We start from the raw sequence: 16374 nt of genomic DNA, 5'->3' as shown, positions 1-16374 counted from the left end.
CACACCTTGGCCGAGCCGGAGCCTTCACCGCAAGAGAGAATCGTGTCTTCGGGCGTCTCCCCCGCGCAATGCGCCCCCCGGCGCGGCCTCGACGACCCGCGCCGCACCTGCCACATCACCTCGACGATCCCCGCAGATCCACCCGTGCCGGACGCGCTCCCGGGGCGCACAGCCATGCTCGTCCCGCGCCCGGGCGGGCGTACGGCGGAAGCGAGCGCTCCCCGGCTACCGTCCGCAACTCGGACGCGCAGTCCGCGTCGACGATCAACGGATGCCTCGGCCGCAGCTCCTGCAACAGGCCCCAGCGCGCCAACCACTCCTCGCCGTCGCCGACGAGAATCTGCGCCGTCGATGATTCCGCCCGCACATCGCCCGTCTGAACGTCGCCCGTCTGAACGGCGCCCCTGTGAACATCGCCCCTCTGAACATCGCCCAGCCGCACGCCGAGCGGTGTGTCCCGGAGTAGGCGTACGCCCGCGGTTCTGCCCACGCGGGTACGCAGCGCCGCGGCGGTCGCGTCCGTCTGTCGCGTGACGACCCCCGTGAGCACCCCCGGTGTCCACGTTCCCAGACTCGGAGGCGTCGACGCGGGGCGCTCCTCGACGCGGGCGAACTGCACATCCCAGCCCGCGAATCTTCCACGGCCGGGCGGCAGGTCCGGCCGGAACCCGCTGCCCTCACCTCCCGCGGCGACGTGATCCGCGCGCGTGGTGAGCGCGAGGAGCGCGCGCTGCGGCAGCGTGTCGATGATCCGACCCAGGCGACCCGACAGGGAGCGCGCCGTCACGATCAGCCGTCCCGAACGCGCGATCCGGTCGAGGCGCTCCCCCACGGCGACGGCGTGGTCGGGCGGGAATCGGGCAAGCAGGTCATCCGCGTCGTCCACGAGCCAGAGCCCCGTCTCTCGCTCGCCCATCAGCGTGTCCCACGCCGCCTCGAGATCGTCGGGCACCACGATCGCGTCAGCGACCTGAGCCGCGATGAGCGCGACGATAGACGACTTTCCGGATGCACCGCGCCCGATGACGGCAAGGCCGCTGGTCTCGGCGAGCGCGATCGGGAACTGCCGCTGACGAGCCGGGTCGTCGGCGAGGGCCAGCAGCACGGCCCCGTCGGCATCCGACCGCTCGCGGAGGTCTTGCAGCGTGACCTGACCCGGGAGGGCCGGCAGCCACGGCGCGCGGGGAGCACCCTGCGGTCGGGTCGAGCGCGCCACGTCCGCAAGCTCGGCGCTGCTCGTCAGCGCGACGCGCAGAGCCTGTGGGGCGGTGTCGCCCGCGCGCCGGACGAATGCCCGCCCCCGGCCGGCCGAGCCCCCGGGAAGACGCGCGGCGGAGTCGTCACCCAGCACCGCGCGGCTATCCGCCGCATCCGCCGAGCGCAACGCCACGCGGAGCGGGCAGTTGGCGAGCAGCGCGTCGGCCATTGCGCCCGACACACGCTGCGAACCGAGGATGAGGTGCAGGCCGAGCGCCCGCCCCCGCGCCGCGACATCCGCGAAGATGCGGTGCAGCCCATCGTGCTCGGCGAGAAGCGCCGCGAACTCGTCCACGACGATCACGAGCCGGGGCAGATCGACCCGCGGGTCGGTGATGTCCCGCGCACCGCGAAGCGCGAGCTCGTGCTCGCGTCGGCGCAGCTCGGCCCGCAGGCTCGCGATCGCCCGCTCGGCGGACCCGCCGTCCAGGTCGGTGATCACGCCCGTGACGTGCGGGAGGTCCGCGAGCGCGTCGAACGTCATCCCGCCCTTGAAATCGGCGAGGAGGAAGGAGACCTCTCGTGTCGAATAGGCGGCGCACAGCGCCGTTATCCACGTCGTCAGCAGCTCGGACTTGCCGCTGCCCGTGATGCCCGTGACGACGGCGTGCGGTCCATCGCGGACGAGGTCCACGAGCACGTCGCCGTCGCCCGCGCGCCCCAGGGCCACGGATAGACCCCCGGGCTCACCGACCCCGAGGGCGTCGCGCACCGAAGCGAACGAGACCGGACCCTCCGTCTCATCTCGCCCGTAGAGCACCCGTCCACGCTCCGCGAGCAGGCGTGCCATCGCCCGCGCCTGGCCCTCCGAAAGCGCCTCGACGGCCAGCTCGACTCGATCCGTCCCGACTGTGAGGGTCGCGTCGTCCGGTTCACGCACGTCGAGGACCACAGCGCACCGCGGATCGATCGTCGACCCCGCCGGACCCCACGTCATGAGGATGCCCCTGCGCGCGGGACCGGAGTCAGCGGGGCTCACGACGAGCTGCATGGGGCCCTCGCCGATGCCCGACACGCGAAGCGGGTCGCCGTACCCGTCGCGGAGCACAGCACCGTACTCGTCGCGGTGCCCGTCACCGTGCAGCGCCTGGTGCGGGAGCCCCGACATCCACTCCCATCGCTCCGGCTCAGGACCCGTCACCCGCAGCGCCTCGGGCGTATGCGCGAGGCAGAGCTGCAGGACGAGCCCGCGAACGACGGCGCGCGCGAGCGCCGGTTCACCGCGCACCGCCACGCCGACGCGCCAATCGACCGTGAGCGGTGCGTCCCGGAGGCTGGCGACGCTGCGGCGTAGCCGCTCGGCCTCGGGTCGCGACGTATCGCCCGTCAGCCGGAGATCGCTCGGGCGCTCGCCTCGACCCACGACGAGATGTCGCGACCCCGGGGTTCGTCGTCGCCAGATCTCTTCGGAGCGCTGAGAGAACGCCGAGACATCCGGATGCAGCGCACGCAGTTCTCGCCGTTCGCGCGCGTGGCGCACGGTCGCGGCGGCTTCGATCTCGGCCAGCACCCGCTCGTACTCGGCCTCGGCCCGTGCTCTGCGGCGGCGGCCTCCCCGCACCTGGTCGAGGAGCCCGCCGACCGCCACGAGCGGGCCGAGGAGCGCAAACAGGAGGGCGAACGGCGAGCCGATGATGGCCCAGAGCGCGACGCCACCGACGAGGGGCACCATCGTCGCGACGAGAGGAAAAGGCGCCCGGGAGGGCAGGACGGGCGGCGCGGGAAGCGTCAGGGGATCATCGAGGGGCACATGCCCCAGTCAACGCGTGACACCACGGACAATGGTGCCGGTGAGCCCGATCCGGGGATCAGGCGCCGGCAGCCGGCTCTGGGGAGGAACTCTCCGACACGGTGGCCTGCGGTCGTCGCGCGGAACCGCGCTCGGCCGTGTCGGTGTCGTCGTCGGTCACGTCGGCCGGGCGCGTTCCCGGACGCCGCACGTCGACGACGACGATCGAGATGTTGTCTCGTCCTCCGTTATCGAGGCACGCCTGCATCATCTGCTCGATCGCGACCCGCGGATCGTCGTTCTCGAGCAGGAAGTGACGGATGCCGAAGTCGGTGAGCTCCTTGGTCAGCCCGTCGGAACAGATGACGAAGCGATCCCCATCGAGCACGTCCAGGCGAATGTAGTCGGGGTGCACGCTCTCGCTCGGACCCACGGCGCGCGTGATGACGTTTCCGTAGGGGTGGTTCTCGGCCTCTTCCGGGCTGAGACGGCCGGAGGCGATGAGCTCTTGGACGACCGAGTGATCCGTCGTGACCTGGGCCAGCGTTCCGTCACGCAACAGGTAGACGCGGGAGTCACCGATGTTGAGAGTCACCCACGTGGGTTCGATGCCCGTGGTCTCGAGGAAGATCCCGGTGACCGTGGTCCCGGTGCCGTCGTCGGTCGCCTCGGGGTGGGCGATGATGTCCTTCACCGCGCGCGAGAGCGCCTTCTCGATCGACTTCGGGTTGATCCGGCCGTCACGCACGAGATCTCCGAGGCGATCGACCGCGCTCGCGCTGGCGATCTCGCCGCCCAGATGCCCGCCCATACCGTCCGCGACGATGAAGAGCGGATAGTCGGCGAGAACGGCGTCCTGATTGAGCTCACGACGCATCCCGCGATGCGTCACGGCAGCCCACGAAAGCGAGAGCTCGCCGCCGCCCTTGAGCGTTACGGTGCGGCGATCTGCGATCGCGTCGAATTCGGGCACGCGGTCATCCCTCCGATGGGCCAGCGACTCGGTGCGCCGAGATCACGCCGACCGCGCGCGGCGCGGCGCGGCTTACACATCCTAGTAGACCACCCCGGACCTGCAGATTTCGTGGTGCGCAGTATCACCGAAGCCCCCGTCTCGGCGCCCGTGGTCCGGTTGCGGCGGAACAGAATCCCGACGAGCCGTTCGCCGAGAGCGAACACGCCGTCGAACGAGCGGGCACCCGCGCGACGAAACCCCCGCCACGGATGCGACGGGGGTTTCGGCACGGGTGGTTACGTCCGGGGTGCGCTCGGGTCTTCCGGGGCGACCGGGGGCGCCGGAGGCGGCGAGTAGGAGCCGGGCTGCGTGGCAGGGTTCGCGGGGAACCCGCCAGCCGGGGTCTGAACGGGGATGCCGTTCCAGACCGTCTTGTCGGCGAGGAAGTTGCCCGCCCACGGCGCCGCGGGGATGGCGGTGTTCCAGCGCGACTTGTCGAAGGCCAGGATGCCGAGCCACACGATCGCGAGGAAGAAGTAGAGGATGAGCCAGACGGCCTCCTTCTGCAGCTTCAGCCCCACGCGCCACGCGGCGGCCAGCGTGTACAGGAAGGCCGCGATCGGGATGATCTGGCCGATGACGGGGATCCAGCCGAGGACACCGCTCGCGAGCCAGAGCACCAGCAGCCACCACGGGTTCAGGTCACCGAGCTTGACGAAGATCATGGTGTTGTAGATCGGCACCCAGGCGCGCCACTTGCCCTCGACCCCGGCCTTTTCGAAGATCTTCATGTAGAAGATCGCTCCGATGACGTATCCGGCGATGAGGATGATGAAGAGGAACGGAAGGAAGAGGAACAGGAAGGCAAGCGCCGCACCCGACCCGTTGTCGTAGTAGGTGATATCCAGAGGCATGTCCATATCCATCTCTCGGGGCCCTCAGGCCGCGGTTCGGGGGCCCGTCGGGCCCGCGTGTCACATGGTAGCGAGATACCGGGCAAACATGCAGGAGAATCTCAGGTAACTCCCGATTTTTCCTCCACCAGGGTCCAGACGCCGTCGGCCCCCGGTCGCACCTCGACGCCCGCGACACCCGCCCATCGCGCGAACCCGGCCGCGCTCCGGATGCGCGGCCGGTCACTGGCGAGCAGGCGCGCGAGCGCGCCCTTCGCGTGCTTGTTGAAGTGGTTGAGGGCCCGCACCGCGCCATCATCGCCGGTCGCGGTCACGACGCGCAGATAGACCGACGGGAGCGCAGAGGGAACGGGACCCAGCGCCGCATACGCCTCGGAGCGCAAGTCCAGGATGAACGGGGCTCCGGATGCCGCGAGCGCTGCCGTGACCGCGGTCGCCCAGTGCCGACGGAGGGAGCCGAGCGAAGGGATCGACGCCGTCGCCCCCAGCCGGTAGGCGGGGATGCGATCGAGTGCACTCACCGGGCCGAAGGGCGCGCTGTGGATCATGACGTGTGCACCGAGCCAGCGTCTCGCTGCCGGTCCGAGAGTGTCGGCCGCGAGGGCGTCGTAGAGCACTCCCGTGTACCGGTCGATGGCGGCCATCGTCGGGGACGCGTCCAGCGCCGCATTGACCTCGATCTCGCCCGACTGACGGGGGCTCAATCCGAGAACCCGCGCGGCCTCGGCGTGGTCACCCGAGAGCTGGATCAGCGCGTCCACGGCGCTCCGGCGCTGCGGACCGAGGACCGGCAGGGCAAGCCGATCGAGATCGAGGGGCGCGAGTGCGCCACCGGGCTTCTTCGTCTCGGACGGGGGAAGCAAGACCAGCATGACGACTCCGAAGCGCGAGGAAGACGGGTGAAGGATGCCGCACGAACGAAGGCGAGGAGCCCCTGCGGGCCCCTCGCCTTCGTTGCGTTCGAATCAGACGGAAATCGATTCAGGCCACGAGCGCGGCGTTTCCGGCGACGATGGTGAGCACGTCACCCTCCATCGACAGGAACCCGTCCTGCGCGTTCGCGAGCACCTTCGACCCGTCCGGCTGTGTGATGCGAACCTGACCCTGCGCGAGGATCGCGAGGATCGGCTCGTGACCTGCCATCAGACCGATCTCGCCCTCGACCGTCTTGGCGATGACGAGCGTCGCCTCACCGGACCACACCTCCGCATCCGCGGAGACCAGGCTCACGTTGACGGGCATGCTCAGCCGTTCTCCTTCTGGATCTGTGCCCAGCGCTCTTCGACGTCGCCGATACCGCCCACGTTGAAGAAGGCCTGCTCGGCCACGTGGTCGAAGTCGCCCTTGACGATCGCGTCGAACGACTCGATGGTCTCCTTGATCGGGACCGTCGAACCCTCGACACCGGTGAACTTCTTCGCCATGTAGGTGTTCTGCGAGAGGAACTGCTGGATGCGGCGTGCGCGCGACACGACGACCTTGTCCTCTTCCGAGAGCTCGTCGACACCGAGGATCGCGATGATCTCCTGCAGTTCCTTGTTCTTCTGCAGGATCTGCTTCACGGCGGTCGCCACGCGGTAGTGGTCGGCACCGATGTAACGCGGGTCCAGGATGCGGCTGGTCGACGTCAGGGGGTCGACGGCCGGGTACAGACCCTTCGAGGCGATCTCACGCGAGAGCTCGGTCGTGGCGTCGAGGTGCGCGAACGTCGTGGCCGGGGCCGGGTCGGTGTAGTCGTCGGCCGGGACGTAGATGGCCTGGAGCGACGTGATCGAGTGACCGCGTGTCGAGGTGATGCGCTCCTGCAGCACCCCCATCTCGTCAGCGAGGTTCGGCTGGTAGCCCACCGCGGACGGCATACGGCCGAGCAGGGTCGAAACCTCGGAACCGGCCTGCGTGAAGCGGAAGATGTTGTCGATGAAGAGCAGCACGTCCTGGTTCTGAACGTCGCGGAAGTACTCCGCCATCGTCAGCGCCGACAGGGCGACGCGCAGACGCGTTCCCGGCGGCTCGTCCATCTGGCCGAACACGAGGGCCGTCTTGTCGAAGACACCGGCCTCTTCCATCTCGTGGATGAGGTCGTTGCCCTCACGGGTGCGCTCGCCGACACCGGCGAACACCGACACACCACCGTGGTCCTGCGCGACGCGCTGGATCATCTCCTGGATGAGGACGGTCTTGCCGACACCGGCACCACCGAAGAGACCGATCTTTCCGCCGAGGACGTACGGCGTGAGGAGGTCGATGACCTTGATGCCGGTCTCGAACATCTGCGTCTTCGACTCGAGCTGATCGAAGTTCGGAGCCTTGCGGTGGATGCCCCAGCGCTCGGTGATCTCGATCTTCTCGCCCGGCTGTGCGTTGAGCACCTCACCGATGACGTTGAACACCTTGCCCTTGGTGACGTCCCCGACGGGCACCGTGATGGGGCCGCCGGTGTTGCGCACCTCCTGGCCGCGGACGAGACCGTCCGTGGGCTTCAGGGCGATGGCACGCACGAGGTCGTCACCCAGGTGCTGGGCGACCTCGAGCGTGAGTTCGGTCGACTCTTCGCCGATCGTGATCGTCGTCTTGAGCGCGTTGTAGATGTCGGGGATCGCGTCGTGCGGGAACTCGATGTCGACGACGGGACCGTTGACGCGCGCGACGCGCCCGACGACCGCGGTCTCCGTCGTTTCGGCGGTGGCGGTGGGGGTCATGGTCTTCTTCTCTTTCGTGTGGGCTTACTTGCTCGAGATGCTTATTTGCTCGATGCCAGGGCGTCGGCGCCGCCGACGATCTCGGCGATCTGCTGCGTGATCTCGGCCTGGCGCGCGTTGTTGCGCAGACGTGTGTACGTCGTGATGAGCTTGTCGGCGTTGTCGCTGGCGGACTTCATCGCCTTCTGCGTTGCGGCGTGCTTTGCCGCGGACGACTGCAGAAGGGCGTTGAAGACTCGGCTCTGGATGTAGACGGGCAGGAGCGCGTCCAGCACCGTCTCGGGGTCCGGTTCGAACTCGTAGAGCGGGTACACCGCGCTCGAGTCGGAGGCATCCGATTCGACGACCTCGAGAGGGAGCAGGCGAACCGTCTCGGCCGACTGCACCATCATGCTGACGAAGCGGTTGTACACCAGATGGATCTCGTCGACGCCATCCGTCTCTCCGCCACGCCGGTAGGACTCGAGCAGCTCGGCGCTGATCTTCTCCGCCGTCGTGAACTGCGGGGTGTCGGTGTCGCCGATCCACTGCGCGGCGCTCGCCAGCTTGCGGAACTGGAAGTAGCCGACCGCCTTGCGCCCGACCAGGAAGTACGTGACTTCCTTGCCCTGGGAACGCAGCAGCGCGGCCAGTTCGAGCCCCTCACGCAGGATCTGCGAGTTGAACGCGCCCGCGAGACCGCGGTCCGAGGTGAAGATGACGACGGCCGACCGGCGGATGACCGGGCGTTCCGTCGTGAGCGGGTGTTCGACGTTGGAGTGGGTCGCGACCGCCGAGACGGCCCGCGTCACGGCGCGCGCAAAAGGTGAGGACGCTTTGACGCGCGCCATCGCCTTCTGAATGCGCGAAGCCGCGATGAGCTCCATCGCCTTCGTGATCTTCTTGGTCGTCTGGGCAGAAGAGATCTTCTGCTTGTAGACCCGTAGTTGTGCGCCCATGGTGTCGCTGTCGCGTCTCCCTAGCCCCGGCGGCCCTTGACGATCTGCTCCTGGTTGACGTCCTCGGCCTCGGCGGCCGCGACCTCTTCATGTCCGGGAGCGGAGATGCTCTGACCCTTTCCGCCCTGGAACTCGAGGGTGAAAGCGTCGACCTGCTTGTCGAGCTCGGTGAGCGTGTCGTCGTCCAGCACATTGGTCGTGCGGAGGGTCGTCAGGATCTCGGTGTTCCGGCGCAGGTGATCCAACAGCTCCGCCTCGAAACGCAGCACGTCCTCGACGGCGATGTTGTCGAGCTTGCCGTTGGTGCCGGCCCAGATCGAGACGACCTGTTCCTCGACCGGGTACGGCGAGTACTGCGGCTGCTTGAGCAGCTCGGTCAGTCGAGCACCGCGCGCCAGCTGGCGACGGGATGCCGCGTCCAGGTCGCTCGCGAACATCGCGAACGCCTCGAGCGAGCGGTACTGGGCGAGCTCGAGCTTGAGCGTTCCCGAGACCTTCTTGATCGACTTGACCTGAGCGTCACCACCCACACGCGAGACCGAGATGCCCACGTCGACCGCGGGACGCTGGTTGGCGTTGAACAGGTCGGACTGCAGGAAGATCTGGCCGTCCGTGATCGAGATCACGTTGGTCGGGATGTACGCCGAGACGTCGTTGGCCTTCGTCTCGATGATCGGCAGACCCGTCATCGATCCGGCGCCGAGCTCGTCCGAGAGCTTCGCGCAACGCTCGAGCAGACGGGAGTGCAGGTAGAAGACGTCACCCGGGTAGGCCTCGCGGCCCGGCGGACGACGGAGGAGAAGGGAGACGGCACGGTAGGCCTCGGCCTGCTTCGACAGGTCGTCGAAGATGATCAGGACGTGCTTGCCGCCGTACATCCAGTGCTGGCCGATGGCCGAGCCGGTGTAGGGCGCGAGGTACTTGAAGCCCGCCGGGTCGGACGCGGGCGCGGCGACGATGGTGGTGTACTCCATCGCTCCGGCGTCCTCGAGCGCGCCCTTGACGGCCGCGATCGTGGAGCCCTTCTGGCCGATGGCGACGTACACGCAGCGAACCTGCCTGTTCTCGTCGCCCGACGCCCAGTTGTCCTTCTGGTTGATGATCGTGTCGATCGCGATGGCCGTCTTACCGGTCTGGCGGTCGCCGATGATGAGCTGACGCTGTCCGCGACCGATCGGGATCATGGCGTCGATCGCCTTGATGCCGGTCTGCATGGGCTCGTGCACCGACTTGCGCTGCATGACGCCGGGCGCCTGCAGCTCGAGCGCACGGCGTCCCTCGGTCGCGACCGGGCCGAGGCCGTCGATCGGGTTTCCGAGCGGGTCCACCACGCGGCCGAGGTATCCGTCACCGACGGCGACCGAGAGGACCTCGCCCGTGCGGGTGACCGAGTTGCCGGCCTCGATGCCCGAGAACTCGCCGAGGACGACGACACCGATCTCGTGCTCGTCCAGGTTCAGGGCGAGGCCCTGCGTGCCGTCCTCGAACGTGACGAGCTCGTTCGCCATCACGCCGGGCAGGCCCTCGACGTGGGCGATGCCGTCGGCCGCGTCGACGACCGTGCCGACCTCGGCCGCGGCCGCGCCGGTGGGCTCGTACGCGGCGGCGAAGTCCTTCAGCGCGTCACGGATGACGTCGGGGCTGATCGATAGTTCTGCCATTGTCTTCCTCTGTCTTGAGAGTGCTGTCTGGTGCGGGGCTCTCGCTCCGCGTTCCGCACGGGGTGCGGGAAATCTGGGTTCAGCCCGCCAACCGCTGGCGGAGTTCCGCGAGGCGAGCCGAGACGGATGCGTCGATGACATCGTCCGCGATCTGCACGCGCAGGCCCCCGACGACGGCCTCGTCGACCACCGTGTTCAGGGATACGTCGCGGCCGTACTTCGCGCTCAGCAGGCGAATCAGCTGCGCCGCCTGCGCGTCCGTGAGGGGCGTGGCCGTCGTGACGGTCGCAACCGTCCGGTTCAGCTCGTCCGAGACGATCCGCATGGTGCGCGAGAGCGACTCGCGGATGCGGCGCTCCCCCGGCTGCTGCACGATCGACGAGACGATCAGGGCGGTGCCCGCGCTGACGCGACCGGCGAGCAGCGTGTCGACGAGCGCGCCCTTCGCGGTCGCGTCGCCGAGGCGGCTGCCGAGCGCGAGCTCGAGCTCCGGATTCGCCGTGACCGTCCGCGAGAACGAGAACAACTCGCCCTCGATGTCGGAGGCACTCGTCGTGCCCGCACCCGCCGAGATCGCCACGACGCGGATCGCGAGCTCTTCGATTCCGGCGATCAGATCGGCGGCCGAAGACCACCGCTGCTCGACGGCGAACGCGAGAAGGGAGACGCTCGTCGGTGCGAACGTCGCGCCGAAGACATCCTCGACGACCTTCCGACGCGACTGCGGCGATGCCGACGGGTCGGCGAGCCCACCGCTCAGGTGCGACGAAGAACCGACGACCCGTGCCGAGTGGAAGAGCTGGCTCGCGACGGCGAGATCGAGGCCCTTCGCACCGGCAAGCTCGGCGTTCGTCGCGCGCTGCGCCTGAGTGGTCGCGCTGCCCATTACTCGGCCTTCCCCGCAGCAGCCTTTTCGGATGCCTCGAGCTCGGCCAGGAAGCGGTCGACCACGGACTTCGCCTTCGCGTCGTCGGAGAGCGTCTCTCCGATGACTCCGCCGGCGAGGTCGAGCGCGAGCGTTCCCACCTCGGAACGCAGCGAGACGAGTGCGCCCTGGCGCTCGGCTTCGATCTGCGCGTGCGCCGTCGCGGTCTGACGCGCGGCCTCGGCGGCTGCGGCGTCCTTGGCCTCGGCGAGAATGCGCTTGCCGTCCTCACGGGCGGCCTCGCGGATCTCACCGGCCTCGCGGCGGGCGTCGGCCAGCTGCGCGGTGTACTCCTGCAGCGCTGCCTCGGCCTGCTTCTGCGCCTCGTCAGCCTTCGCGATGTTGCCCTCGATCGCGGCGGACCGCGCGTCGAGCAGCGCCGTCATCCGCGGAAGGATGACACGCCAGAACACCAGCAGGATGACGACGAAGCACACCGCAGACCAGACGATGTCGTACATCGCCGGAATGAGCGGGCTGGGCGCCTCGCCCTTGCCTTCAGCGGCAAGAGTGACAAGAGCGTTCAGCATCCTGTCTCCTTAAGTGAGGGTCTGATGGCTTAGAAGCCGAAGATGAAGCCGGTCGCGATACCGATGAAGGCGAGCGCCTCGGTGAACGCGATACCGATGAACATCAGGACCTGAAGGCGGCCGGCCAGTTCGGGCTGACGCGCGACGCCCTCGATGGTCTTGCCGACGACGATGCCCACGCCGATGGCCGGGCCGATCGCGGCGAGGCCGTATCCGACGGTCGCGACGGAGCCGGTGACCTGGGCGAGAACCGTAGTTGCATCCACGGGTATGTTTCCTTTCGGTGAGGGGCGGCGGTTGCCGACCCGATCAGTGCTCTTCCGCCACCGCGAGCTGGATGTAGACCGCGGAGAGGATGGTGAAAACGTAAGCCTGGAGGAACGCCACCAGGATTTCGAAGAGGGTGAAGGCGAACCCGAACGCGAGCGTTCCGACGCCGAGCAACGACCAGAAGCCGCCGAGCGAGAAGATGAAGAACTGCGTCGCCGCGAAGAACAGCACCAGCATGAGGTGCCCGACGATCATGTTCATCAAGAGTCGGAGCGTCAGCGTGACGGGCCGGATGATGAAGGTCGAGAGGAACTCGAGCGGGATGATGATGATGTACAGCGGCCACGGCACGCCCGAGGGCATCAGCGAGTTCTTGAAGAAGTTGCCCGGGCTCTTGCGCACACCCGCATAGATGAACATGACGTACGCCACGATCGCGAGGAGCAGCGGCATGGCGATGACGCTCGTGCCGGCGATGTTCAGGAACGGGATGACTCCCGTGATGTTCATGAACAGGATCAGGAAGAAGAACGTCGTCAAGATCGGCAGGAAGCGATCGCCATCCTTGCGTCCGAGCAGGTCGTGCGCGATGTTGACGCGGACGAAGTCCAGGCCCATCTCGACGACGCTCTGGAACCGTCCGGGAACGACCTTCATGCGGCGTGTGCCGACCAGGAAGACGACGATCAGGACGACGGTCGCGAGAATCTGGATCAGGTTGATGCGCGTGAGCGCGAACCAGGTTCCCTCGAAAAGGACGGCGTCAGGGAAGAACTCCCAGATCGACGGCGGATGGAATCCACCATCGTCAGTGCTTGCGGTGGCGATCAAAGTCGCGGCTTGAGTCAACTGCGCTGGCTCCAGCTTCGGGGGCACCGGTCGAGACCGATGCGACGGGAATGGTGAGAGTCAACCGCGGCGGTGCACGTCACTGTGTATCGGTGAGACTGCGGAAAAGACTGCCGAAAAAATGTCTAACGACGGTGTCTGTTACGACTGTGTCTGTCACGAACCTCAGTTCGATGCACGGCCCAGGGGAACGCCTCAACCCTATCAAGGATCTGGGCAGGTCACGAATCCGCGGGCGGCTTCGTGATGGCCTGCGGGGTTTCAGGGGCACTGCTATCCCCCGGCAACGTCACATCGCTCACGTACGGCAGTCGCATCCGCAGCATGACGACGACGTCCACCACGAGCGAGGCGACGATTCCGGCGACCAGTCCGATGAAGAAGACGGGCGGGACGATCCACTCCTGCCCGCGCAGCACCAGCAGGACGACGATGAATACGACGAACTTCAGCAGCCAGCCGCCCAGCACGATGCCGAAGAAGATCGGGACGAAGAGGGGGTCGCCGAACCAGCGGTTGGCGATCAGGATGCTGATGGCCGTGATGCCGAGGAAGACGGCGGCGGTCAGCACCCCCGAGAGGGCGCTCAGCGCCCCGTCCGCCTGGGCCACGCTGAAGCCGACGAGTACGCCCACGACGATGAGGGCCGCCGTGAGTATCACGCTCCAGCGCAGTGTCGCGGCGAGAATGGGCGTGCTGGCGACGACCCGGTCCGAGGGCGGGGATGAGCGTGTCTTCTTCATGGCAGTTCCTCCACGGGGGTCAGAATCTCTTCGGCGGTGCGGGGGTCCGCCTCACGCCGGCGGCGCCTCGAGGGCATGAACGTCAGGACGAGGCACGCCGCGGCGCCGATCGCGGCGAAGCCGACCCCGATCCAGTAGGACAGTTGGTTGCGCTCGGCGATGAACATGAGCAGCACCGCGAGGCTGATGACCGCGGTCCAGGCGTAGAAGATCAGCACGGCGTCGCGGTCGCTGTGGCCCATGTCGAGCATGCGGTGATGCAGGTGCTTGCGGTCGGGCGAGAACGGGCTCTTGCCCGCGCGCAGGCGGCGCAGCACCGCCATCCCGAAGTCGAGCAGGGGCAGCAGGACGACGACGATCGGCAGGACGATCGGGATGAACGCACCGAGCAGCTGCGAGCGACCGAAGTCTTCCGGGTCGAGTGCGCCCGGCGGTATGGCACCGGTGATCGCGATGGCGGATGTCGCCATCAGCAAGCCCAGCAGCAGCGCACCCGAATCGCCCATGAAGAGCTTCGCGGGCGTCCAGTTCAGGGGCAGGAAGCCCAGGCACGCTCCGACCAGCACGGCGGCGATGAAGGTGGCGAGAGAGAAGTTGTTCGTCGCGAACTCACGCAGCAACAGGTAGGAGTAGACGAAGAACACGCCGTTCGCGATCAGGCAGACGCCGGCCACGAGACCGTCGAGCCCGTCGATGAAGTTGACCGCGTTCATGACGATGACGATCGAGAAGACCGTCAGCGTGAAGCTGACCCAGCTCGAGCCGACCGTCAGTCCGCCGATCGGCAGCGAGTAGATCTGCAGTCCCCCGACGCCCGCGATGAGCCCCGCGGCGAGAAACTGCGCGCCCAGCTTGATGAGCCAGTCCAGATCCCACAGGTCGTCGATCACACCCACGACGACGATCAGCAGCATCGCGCCGAGGATTCCGTAGATCTGCTGCGGGGCCGACCAGAACGGATTGAAGTAGTCGTTGGCGCGCGACACGACGAAGGCCGCGACGATGCCGAAGAACATCGCGACCCCGCCGAGCCGGGGCGTCGGGGTCTTGTGCACGTCACGCTCGCGGATGCCGGGGTACAGCTTGAACCGCATGCTCAGCTGCCACACCGCCCACGACAGGGCGAACGTCAGGAATGCCGTGAAGAGGATGGTGAAGATGTACTGCTTCACGCGGTGGCACCCGACTCGAGGGAGTCGCCCAGGAGCTCGCCCAGCGATTCGCGCAGCCGCTCGAAAGACACGGCGCCCTCGCGCAGCACCCGCACCCGCGCGTCCTTCTCGTGGCGGGCCAGCGCGGTGGCATCGATGATCGTGGACGCGACACCCGTGTTCGACGGTCCGTCATCGAGGTACACCTTGACGCTGCTGCGCAGCATCCGCTCCGCCTCGAGGACGGATGTCGCGGCCGGGCGACCCGTGAGGTTGGCGCTCGAGACCGCGAGCGGCCCCGCATCCTGAATCAGGTCGAGGGTGACGCGATTGTCGGGCATCCGCACCGCGACGGTGCCGTGCGTCTCGCCCAGGTCCCACGCGAGCGAGGGCTGGCTCGGCAGCACGATGGTGAGCCCGCCGGGCCAGAACTCGGCGATCAACCGCTCGACGGGCTCGGGCACCTCGCTGACGAGCGCCGCGAGCATCGGTGCGCCCGAGACGAGGACCGGCGGGGGCGACTGGCGACCGCGCCCCTTCGCGGCCAGCAGAGCGGTGACAGCGGCCGGGTCGAAGGCATCCGCCGCCACACCGTAGACCGTGTCGGTCGGCAGAACGACGAGCTCACCGCGCGCGATAGAACGTCGCGCGTGCCGCAGGCCCGCGAGGAGCTGCGCCTCGTCGCGGCAGTCGAAGATGTCGGACATGTCCCGCCAAGTCTACGGTGGGGCATCCGCGTCGCCCGCCCGATGCCATCCCCGTCCCGCGCGATTCGCGCAGACGCCGCGAGCCGTGCGTGCGTTCACCTCAGGGACGCAGCGCCGTGGTCGCGCGGTCGCGCATCGTCAGATCCGGATGCGTCGCGGCCGCGCGCCATCCGTCCGCCGTCAGGATGTCTCGCACCGCCGCGCCCTGCCACTCGCCGTGCTCGATCACGACCGTGCCCCCGGAATGCACCAGGCGCAGGGCCGCGCGGCTCACGCGCCGCACGACGTCCAGGCCGTCGGGTCCGCCGTAGAGCGCGGCCTCAGGGTCGTGGAAGCGCACCTCGGGGTCGCGCGGGATCGCGTCGTCCGGAACGTACGGGGGGTTCGAGACGACGACATCGACCGTGCCGTCGAGGTCGGAGAGCGCCGTGTCGAGGTCACCGCGGACGATCCGCGCGTTCGTCGCCCCGACGAACTCCGCGTTGCCCTTCGCCCAGACGAAGGCATCCGGCGACTTCTCGACGCCGTAGACCATCGCGTGCGGCACCTCGGTCGCGAGAGCGAGCGCCAGCGCGCCGCTGCCCGTGCCGAGGTCCACCGCGATGGGCGTCGGTGACGCGGCGGCACCGAGCGAGTCGATCGCGAACTGCGCGACGATCTCGGTCTCGGGGCGCGGCACGAAGACCCCGGGACCGACCTTCAGGACCAGACGCCGGAACGGGGCATACCCGGTGATGTGCTGCAGCGGAACCCGCGCGGCTCGCCGCTCGACAAGTTCGTCGAACGCCGAGGCATCCGCGCTCTCGATCTCATCGCCCCGGATGCTGGCGGCCTGCACTCCCCCGCGGCTCGTGCCGAGCACGTGCGCGGCGAGGAGTTCGACATCGACCCCGGGGTCGGCGATGCCCGCCGCGGCGAGTCGCTCGGCGGCCACGCGCAGCAGGGGCGAAAGCGCGCGCGCGGAAGGAGGGGGGTTTTCGGAGGGGGGCATGAGCGCCACCACATTACCGGGGGCCGCTCCACCGAGCCGCGAATCCGCGGAATCG

At 68.3% G+C, this 16374-nt stretch carries 16 protein-coding genes; all 16 read right to left on the bottom strand.

The annotated features are described in order from the left end of the window. Positions 1–115: 115 nt before the first annotated feature. The 16 genes from CGU35_RS04100 to prmC all read right to left on the bottom strand — a co-directional run bounded on the left by CGU35_RS04100 (position 116) and on the right by prmC (position 16319). Positions 116–3007, bottom strand: coding sequence for an FtsK/SpoIIIE domain-containing protein (locus tag CGU35_RS04100; RefSeq protein WP_100810320.1), 2892 nt, complete (start codon positions 3005–3007; stop codon positions 116–118). A gap of 58 nt (positions 3008–3065) precedes the next feature. Beyond that, positions 3066–3959, bottom strand: coding sequence for a PP2C family protein-serine/threonine phosphatase (locus CGU35_RS04095; RefSeq protein WP_232711139.1), 894 nt, complete (start codon positions 3957–3959; stop codon positions 3066–3068). Between the two features lie 278 nt (positions 3960–4237). Next, positions 4238–4855, bottom strand: coding sequence for a DUF5684 domain-containing protein (locus CGU35_RS04090; protein ID WP_100810319.1), 618 nt, complete (start codon positions 4853–4855; stop codon positions 4238–4240). 101 nt (positions 4856–4956) lie between these two features. Continuing rightward, a complete protein-coding gene (locus CGU35_RS04085) occupies positions 4957–5727 on the bottom strand; it encodes a YaaA family protein (protein WP_100810318.1) in 771 nt (256 codons plus the stop codon). Positions 5728–5836: 109 nt separating this feature from the next. Next, complete coding sequence (locus CGU35_RS04080; RefSeq protein ID WP_100810317.1) at positions 5837–6097, bottom strand: F0F1 ATP synthase subunit epsilon; 261 nt, start codon at positions 6095–6097, stop codon at positions 5837–5839. Between the two features lie 2 nt (positions 6098–6099). Further along, on the bottom strand, positions 6100–7554 hold the full coding sequence (gene atpD, locus CGU35_RS04075) for a F0F1 ATP synthase subunit beta (protein ID WP_100810316.1): 1455 nt from the start codon (positions 7552–7554) through the stop codon (positions 6100–6102). Between the two features lie 41 nt (positions 7555–7595). After that, a complete protein-coding gene (locus tag CGU35_RS04070) occupies positions 7596–8492 on the bottom strand; it encodes a F0F1 ATP synthase subunit gamma (protein WP_100810315.1) in 897 nt (298 codons plus the stop codon). Between the two features lie 20 nt (positions 8493–8512). After that, positions 8513–10153 (bottom strand): F0F1 ATP synthase subunit alpha, encoded by a 1641-nt coding sequence (gene atpA / locus CGU35_RS04065; protein WP_100810314.1) that lies wholly within the window; start codon positions 10151–10153, stop codon positions 8513–8515. Between the two features lie 79 nt (positions 10154–10232). Beyond that, complete coding sequence (locus CGU35_RS04060) at positions 10233–11039, bottom strand: F0F1 ATP synthase subunit delta (RefSeq protein WP_100810313.1); 807 nt, start codon at positions 11037–11039, stop codon at positions 10233–10235. Beyond that, positions 11039–11608 (bottom strand): F0F1 ATP synthase subunit B, encoded by a 570-nt coding sequence (locus CGU35_RS04055; RefSeq protein ID WP_036294851.1) that lies wholly within the window; start codon positions 11606–11608, stop codon positions 11039–11041. The genes CGU35_RS04060 and CGU35_RS04055 overlap by 1 nt, the downstream gene beginning before the upstream one ends. Before the next feature lie 29 nt (positions 11609–11637). Beyond that, positions 11638–11874, bottom strand: a complete 237-nt coding sequence (atpE, locus tag CGU35_RS04050) for a F0F1 ATP synthase subunit C (RefSeq protein WP_036294846.1) — start codon at positions 11872–11874, stop codon at positions 11638–11640. 43 nt (positions 11875–11917) lie between these two features. Beyond that, complete coding sequence (gene atpB / locus CGU35_RS04045; protein WP_100810312.1) at positions 11918–12709, bottom strand: F0F1 ATP synthase subunit A; 792 nt, start codon at positions 12707–12709, stop codon at positions 11918–11920. Positions 12710–12948: 239 nt separating this feature from the next. Further along, positions 12949–13470 carry a hypothetical protein gene (locus CGU35_RS04040; RefSeq protein ID WP_051512886.1) on the bottom strand — a complete coding sequence of 174 codons (522 nt, stop codon included), beginning with the start codon at positions 13468–13470 and terminating at the stop codon, positions 12949–12951. Beyond that, positions 13467–14642 carry an MraY family glycosyltransferase gene (locus CGU35_RS04035; RefSeq protein ID WP_181003417.1) on the bottom strand — a complete coding sequence of 392 codons (1176 nt, stop codon included), beginning with the start codon at positions 14640–14642 and terminating at the stop codon, positions 13467–13469. Before CGU35_RS04035 ends, CGU35_RS04040 begins: the two co-directional genes overlap by 4 nt. Further along, a complete protein-coding gene (locus tag CGU35_RS04030; protein ID WP_100810311.1) occupies positions 14639–15328 on the bottom strand; it encodes an L-threonylcarbamoyladenylate synthase in 690 nt (229 codons plus the stop codon). Before CGU35_RS04030 ends, CGU35_RS04035 begins: the two co-directional genes overlap by 4 nt. Before the next feature lie 100 nt (positions 15329–15428). Continuing rightward, positions 15429–16319, bottom strand: coding sequence for a peptide chain release factor N(5)-glutamine methyltransferase (gene prmC / locus CGU35_RS04025; RefSeq protein WP_100810384.1), 891 nt, complete (start codon positions 16317–16319; stop codon positions 15429–15431). Positions 16320–16374: the final 55 nt, after the last annotated feature.

Origin of the sequence: Microbacterium sp. BR1 (genome assembly GCF_002812725.1) — a bacterium.
Classification (GTDB): Bacteria; Actinomycetota; Actinomycetes; order Actinomycetales; family Microbacteriaceae; genus Microbacterium.
Note: the sequence above shows the minus strand (reverse complement) of the source record. Positions and strands in the feature narration are given on the sequence as shown.